The 6,795-nt window shown below is 57.2% G+C and carries 6 protein-coding genes; all 6 read left to right on the forward strand.

Annotated features, from left to right (window positions below; translation table 11 throughout):
* On the forward strand, positions 1-768 hold a 768-nt coding region (locus ACTF58_RS10480), incomplete at its 5' end, for an ABC transporter substrate-binding protein (RefSeq protein WP_438991920.1).
* A gap of 90 nt (positions 769-858) precedes the next feature.
* Positions 859-1,890: a branched-chain amino acid ABC transporter permease gene (locus ACTF58_RS10485; RefSeq protein ID WP_438991921.1), complete on the forward strand. Its 1,032-nt coding sequence runs from the start codon at positions 859-861 to the stop codon at positions 1,888-1,890.
* A 3-nt stretch (positions 1,891-1,893) separates the two neighbouring features.
* On the forward strand, positions 1,894-3,087 hold the full coding sequence (locus ACTF58_RS10490) for a branched-chain amino acid ABC transporter permease (protein ID WP_438991922.1): 1,194 nt from the start codon (positions 1,894-1,896) through the stop codon (positions 3,085-3,087).
* A gap of 11 nt (positions 3,088-3,098) precedes the next feature.
* The gene (locus ACTF58_RS10495) at positions 3,099-3,854 is read left to right on the forward strand and encodes an ABC transporter ATP-binding protein (protein ID WP_438991923.1); all 756 of its coding nucleotides are present in this window, start codon (positions 3,099-3,101) and stop codon (positions 3,852-3,854) included.
* A 12-nt stretch (positions 3,855-3,866) separates the two neighbouring features.
* Positions 3,867-4,622: an ABC transporter ATP-binding protein gene (locus ACTF58_RS10500; RefSeq protein ID WP_438991924.1), complete on the forward strand. Its 756-nt coding sequence runs from the start codon at positions 3,867-3,869 to the stop codon at positions 4,620-4,622.
* Between the two features lie 87 nt (positions 4,623-4,709).
* Positions 4,710-6,656, forward strand: a complete 1,947-nt coding sequence (gene acs / locus ACTF58_RS10505; protein WP_438991925.1) for an acetate--CoA ligase — start codon at positions 4,710-4,712, stop codon at positions 6,654-6,656.
* Positions 6,657-6,795: the final 139 nt, after the last annotated feature.

Genomic DNA, 6,795 nt, shown 5'->3' on the forward strand with positions numbered 1-6,795 from the left:
AAGATGTATGGCTCCGATCGTAAAGCCTATCACCTGACAGCCGACTACAACTGGGGTTACACCACAGAAGAAGCGGTTAAGTCGTCAACAGAAGCCATGGGCTGGGAAACAGTGAACGCGGTCAAGACACCGCTGACACAAACAGACTTCTCAAGCTACATCGCGCCTGTTCTTCAGTCGGGTGCAGACGTTCTCGTTCTGAACCACTACGGCGGGAACATGGTCAACTCGCTGACCAACGCGGTTCAGTTCGGCCTGCGTGACAAACAAGTCAACGGCAAGAACTTCGAAATCGTCGTTCCACTCTACTCACGCCTGATGGCGAAGGGTGCTGGCGCCAACGTTAAGGGCATCTTCGGCTCGACAAACTGGCACTGGTCACTGACAGACGAAGGCTCAAAAGCATTCGTTAAGTCCTTCGGCGAAAAGTATGGCTTCCCACCCTCACAGGCGGCACACACTTGCTACGTTCAAGCCCTGCTTTACGCAGATGCTTGCGAGCGTGCCGGAACGTTCAACCCTTGTGGCGTTGTCGAAGCGCTTGAAGGCTTTGAATTTGACGGTATGGGCAACGGTAAGACACTTTACCGTGCCGAAGATCACCAGTGCTTCAAAGACGTTCTCGTCGTGAAGGGTAAAGAGAACCCGACATCAGAGTTTGACCTTCTCGAAATCGTGGAAGTCACACCTGTTGAGCAGGTGACATATGCACACGACCACCCCCAGTTCGCTGGCGGGTCGCTCGGCACGTGTAACCCAGGCGCGTAAACGCTCCTATCATTTTAGGGCGAGCTTCGGCTCGCCCTAATCCTTCCGCCTCTCATCAAGGGGCTCTCCAAACACATCCGGGGTGGGACAATGGACGCAATCGTTCTGCAGATTCTGAACGGGCTCGACAAGGGCTCCGCCTACGCGCTAATCGCGTTAGGCCTGACACTAATTTTTGGCACGCTCGGCGTTGTCAACTTTGCGCATGGCGCATTGTTCATGATCGGCGCGTTCTGCGCTGTTACGTTTTCACGTATCCTGACATGGTCCCACACCGTCATCGACGAGACCAGAACAGACTTTCTAGGCAACCCGCTCAAAGTCGAGGTGCCCCATATTTATGACTTGTTCGGACAGGCCACAGGCGATGCCATCATCGACTGGGCCGTGCCGCTGTCGCTCCTGTTCACGATCCCTGTCATGCTCTTTGTGGGCTACGCCATGGAGCGCGGCTTGATCAAACACTTCTACAAGCGCCCTCACGCCGACCAGATCCTTGTGACCTTCGGCCTCGCGATTGTTTTGCAGGAAGTGATCAAATACTACTACGGCGCAAACCCGATCCCGACACCCGCGCCAGCCGTCTTCGCTGGCAGCTTCGATTTCGGCGCGCTTCTGGGCTTTGATGCCAACACGATCATCTACCCCTACTGGCGCCTTGTCTATTTCGCCTTCGCCGCCGTCATCATCGGCGCGGTGTTTGCCTTCCTCCAGTTCACCACCTTCGGGATGGTTGTGCGCGCGGGTATGGCTGATCGCGAAACAGTGGGCCTGCTGGGCATCAACATCGACAAACGTTTCACCATCATGTTCGGCATCGCGGCCGCCGTGGCGGGGCTTGCAGGTGTCATGTATGCGCCCATCAACTCCCCGAACTATCACATGGGCATGGACTTCCTTGTGCTCAGCTTCGTTGTGGTTGTTGTCGGCGGGATGGGCTCCCTCCCCGGCGCTGTGCTCGCAGGTTTCCTTCTCGGTATCCTTGAAAGCTTCGCTTCTATGGCGATCGTTCTCGAATACCTCCCAGGTCTCAACCAGATCATCATCTATCTGGTCGCAATCATCATTCTACTCACGCGTCCACGTGGCCTTATGGGTCGCAAAGGCGTGATGGAGGACTAAGCCATGCTCGGACTAGACAAAAAAGACTTTAATCTCCTCATGATCGTGGTGTGCCTTACGATGCTCGCACCGTTCATTCTCAACCCCTTCCCAGAAGGCTCGGGCCTTGCCCAGTTCAATGCGGGCTATCCCGACTTGATGCAGCGCTTCGTGATCTTCGGGATCTTCGCAATCGGGTTCAACATCCTCTTTGGTCTCACAGGCTACCTCAGCTTCGGACACGCCGCCTTCCTCGGTGTCGGCTCCTACGCTGCGATCTGGATGATGAAACTGCTCACAACAAACGTGATCCCAGCTATGGTCATGGCGGTTGTGATCGCTGGCCTCTTTGCCCTCATCGTCGGCTACGTCAGCTTGCGTCGCTCGGGCATCTACTTCTCGATCCTGACATTGGCCTTTGCACAAATGTCCTTCGCCATGGCCTATTCGGTTCTCACACCGATCACAGGTGGTGAAACCGGCCTCCAGCTCAAGCTCGCGGATGCCCGCATCCTCGATGGCGCTCTGGAAGCTGGCGAACAGGCCCGCGCCAATATCTTTGGCCTGAACATGAGCTCAAGTGCCGAACTCTCGCTTGGCAACTGGCTCTTTACCTTCAATGCGGGCTACTACCTCGCCGCCATTGTCATGATATGTGCCTTCTACCTCGCCATTCGTATCTTCCGCTCGCCGTTCGGCCTCATGCTGCGCGCCGTTAAGTCAAACCAACAGCGCATGAACTACACAGGCCTCAATGCTCGCCCCTACACGCTCGCAGCCTTTGTGATCTCGGGTATGTATGCGGGTCTTGCAGGCGGTCTCATGGTCGCAATGGACACCCAAGTTGGCCCTGAGCGTATGTTCTGGACCGCCTCAGGCGAAGTTGTTTTGATGACGATCCTCGGCGGCGCAGGCACGCTGATCGGCCCTGTGCTCGGCGCTGGCTTGATCAAATACATGGAGAACATCCTCTCAAAGATCAACTCGGACATCCTGCACACATGGTTTGCCTTCCTGCCAGACGGGCTTGAAGACTTTATCATCACGCTGATCTACCCCTTCATCGGCAAAGGCTGGCACCTGACCCTCGGCATTATCTTCATGCTCGTGGTTATCTTCCTGCCCGGCGGACTTGTCGAAGGCGGCCAGCGCATCGCGAAGCTCTTCAAGCGTAAAGACACGCCCGAAGACACCGCTCAATCAACACCTGCAGAATAAGGAAAGCTCCAATGGGAATTCTTGAAGTCAAGAACGTCGGCAAGCGCTTCGGTGGTCTGCAAGCGTTGAACGAAGTCAACCTCAGCGTGGCAGAGAACACCTGCCACGCCATTATCGGCCCCAACGGTGCAGGCAAGTCCACCCTGCTCAACGTCTTTGTCGGAAAACTTATCCCCGACACAGGCTCCGTGATGTTCGACGGTCAGTCGGTCCTCGGTCGCAAGCCTTTTGAGATCAATCAGATGGGCATCTCACGTGTGTTCCAGACACCAGAAATCTTTTCCGATCTCTCGGTGATGGAAAACATGATGATCCCAGTGTTTGCAAAGCGTGATGGTGCTTTCCGTATGCACGCCATTGAAGGCATGATGAGCGAAAAAGACATCGTCGAAAAAGCAGAAGCAATGCTTGAGGACATGGGCCTCGCCGACAAGCGCAGTATGCAAGCCTCCTCGATGTCACGGGGCGACAAACGCCGCCTCGAAATCGCGATGTGTCTCAGCCAAGAGCCACGCTTGCTGCTGCTGGATGAACCAACAGCTGGCATGGCCCGCGCCGACACCAACAACACCATCGACCTTCTGAAGCAGATCAAGGAAGAGCGCGACATCACCATCGCGATCATCGAACATGATATGCACGTGGTGTTCTCGCTGGCAGATCGGATCACCGTTCTGGCACAGGGCACACCGCTGGTCGAAGACCACCCAGAAAACATCAAAGGCCACCCGAAAGTGCGCGAAGCGTATCTCGGCGAAGCGGCATAAGGGAGACCTCAGATGAACGTCAAACCAGACTTCTCCAAAGGCAAAAACTTTGCTGAAACCGCCCCCGCCTATCTCTCGATCTGGGGCATGGAAAGCTACTATGGCGAAAGCTATATTGTGCAAAACATCAGCTTCAACGTCCATGAAGGCGAAATTCTCGCCCTCCTTGGCCGTAACGGCGCTGGCAAAACCTCGACCCTGCGCTCGATTGCGCGCATGGACGCACCGCAAGTGACCCATGGTGAAATCTGGCTGGACCATCAGCCGCTTCACACCATGTCAAGCTACCAAGCGGCCCAAGCGGGCATTGGCCTTGTGCCAGAAGACCGTTGCATCATTCCTGGCCTGACAGTTGAGGAAAACTTGCAGCTGGCCCAGATTGCGCCCCCTATCGGCTGGTCACTTGACCGTCTTTACGAGCTTTTCCCGCGCCTCAAAGAGCGCCGCAAGCAAGAGGGCGTCACGCTCTCTGGTGGTGAACAACAGATGCTTGCCGTCGCCCGCGCCCTTGCGCGCGACATCAAGGTGCTTTTGCTTGATGAGCCATATGAAGGCCTCGCGCCGGTGATCGTGGACGAAATCGAAAAGACCCTGCGCATCATCAAAGAGCAAGGCATCACAACCATTCTGGTGGAGCAAAACGCCGTGCGCGCGCTTGAGCTCGCAGATCGCGCCGTGATCCTTGACACAGGCGGGATCGTCTTTGACGGCTCCGCCGCCGAAGTGCTCGAAAACGCCGAGCTGCGCGCCGAGTATCTCGCCATCTAAGGCCTCTCCCTGCCCCGCCCGTCTCTGCAATCGCAGCGGGCGGGGCATCAAACGCCGTCACACCACAAAGACAAATGGGAAACCGCTATGTCCAAAACTTACGCCCCCTCCGCTTCCATGACCGCCAGCGCCCATGTTGACGCGGCAAAATACGACGAAATGTATGCCGCCTCCGTGAGCAACCCCGAGGCCTTCTGGGCCGAGCACGGCAAGCGTTTGGACTGGATCAAACCCTTCACCAAAGTGAAAAATACCTCCTTTGAGCCGGGCAATATCGACATCAAATGGTTTGAGGACGGAACCCTCAATATCGCCGCAAACTGCGTCGACCGTCACCTCGCCACCCGCGCCGATCAAACCGCCATCATCTTCGAACCCGATGATCCCAGCGAACCCGCCCAGCACATCACCTATAGCGAGCTGCACGGCCACGTCGGCAAAATGGCCAATGTTCTCAAAAACATGGGTGTGGTCAAAGGCGATCGCGTCATCATCTATATGCCAATGATCCCCGAGGCGGCCTATGCGATGCTCGCCTGCGCACGGATCGGGGCGATCCACTCAATCGTCTTTGCGGGCTTCTCCCCTGACGCCCTCGGCGCGCGCGTCAATGGCTGCCAAGCCAAAGTCGTGATCACAGCCGACCACGCCCCCCGCGGCGGGCGTAAAACCAAGCTCAAAGACAACGTCAACCAAGCGCTCCTGCATGACACAGATGAGGTAAAATGCCTCGTCGTCAAGCGCACAGGCGATCAGGTCGCTTGGCGCGACGGGCTCGATTTCTGGTATCACGACGAAATCGCCAAAGTCTCCGCCGACTGCCCGCCTGAGGAGATGAACGCCGAAGACCCGCTCTTCATCCTCTATACCTCAGGCTCCACAGGCCAGCCCAAAGGCGTGGTGCACTGCTCGGGCGGCTATCTGGTCTGGGCCTCGATGACACAGGAAATCACCTTTGATTACCACGATGGCGACATCTACTGGTGCACCGCCGATGTCGGCTGGGTCACAGGCCACAGCTATATCGTCTACGGCCCCCTCGCCAATGGCGCAACAACGCTGATGTTTGAAGGCACACCGACCTACCCTGACGCCTCCCGCTTCTGGCAGGTCTGCGAAAAGCACAAGGTCAACCAGTTTTACACAGCCCCCACGGCCCTGCGCGCCCTCATGGGCCAAGGCAATGAATTCGTTGAAAAATGCGACCTCTCCTCACTCAAAGTTCTGGGCACAGTCGGCGAGCCGATCAATCCCGAAGCTTGGAACTGGTATAACGATGTCGTCGGCGGCGGACGCTGCCCGATCGTGGACACATGGTGGCAGACCGAAACAGGCGGCCACATGATGACGCCTCTGCCCGGCGCCCACGCAACAAAGCCAGGCGCGGCGATGAAGCCCTTCTTCGGCGTGCAGCCCGTGGTGCTTGAGCCAACATCAGGCGACGAAATCCACACCTACCCCGTCGAGGGCGTGCTCTGCATGAAAGACAGCTGGCCCGGCCAGATGCGCACTGTCTGGGGCGATCACGAGCGCTTTGAAAAGACCTATTTCTCCGACTACAAAGGCTATTACTTCGCCGGCGACGGCTGCAAACGCGACGAAGACGGCGATTACTGGATCACAGGCCGCGTCGATGACGTGATCAACGTCTCAGGCCACCGCATGGGCACAGCCGAAGTCGAAAGCGCCCTCGTCGCCCACGCCGCCGTGGCCGAGGCCGCCGTGGTCGGCTATCCCCACGAGATCAAGGGCCAAGGCATCTATTGCTATGTCACTCTGATGAATGATGCCGAGCCAACGGAGGAGCTGCGCAAAGAGCTGCGCAACTGGGTGCGACAAGAAATCGGTCCCATCGCCTCCCCTGACCTGATCCAATGGGCCCCCGGCCTGCCCAAAACCCGCTCGGGCAAAATCATGCGCCGCATCCTGCGCAAGATCGCCGAGAATGATTATGGCGCCTTGGGCGACATCTCCACACTCGCCGATCCTTCGGTGGTCGAAGAGCTGATCGAAAACCGCATGAACCGCGCCTGACGCACAGCGCACTCAGGACCAAAAGCAAACACAACAGAACCGCGCCAACCTTCTCTGGCGCGGTTCTTTTTTCCTCCCCCCCTCCGATTTGCCCCTCCCCCAAAAAATCCATCCCCCCCTTCCTCTTTCTAAAAATATC

Origin of the sequence: Lentibacter sp. (assembly GCF_965657785.1) — a bacterium.
GTDB lineage: Bacteria > Pseudomonadota > Alphaproteobacteria > Rhodobacterales > Rhodobacteraceae > Lentibacter.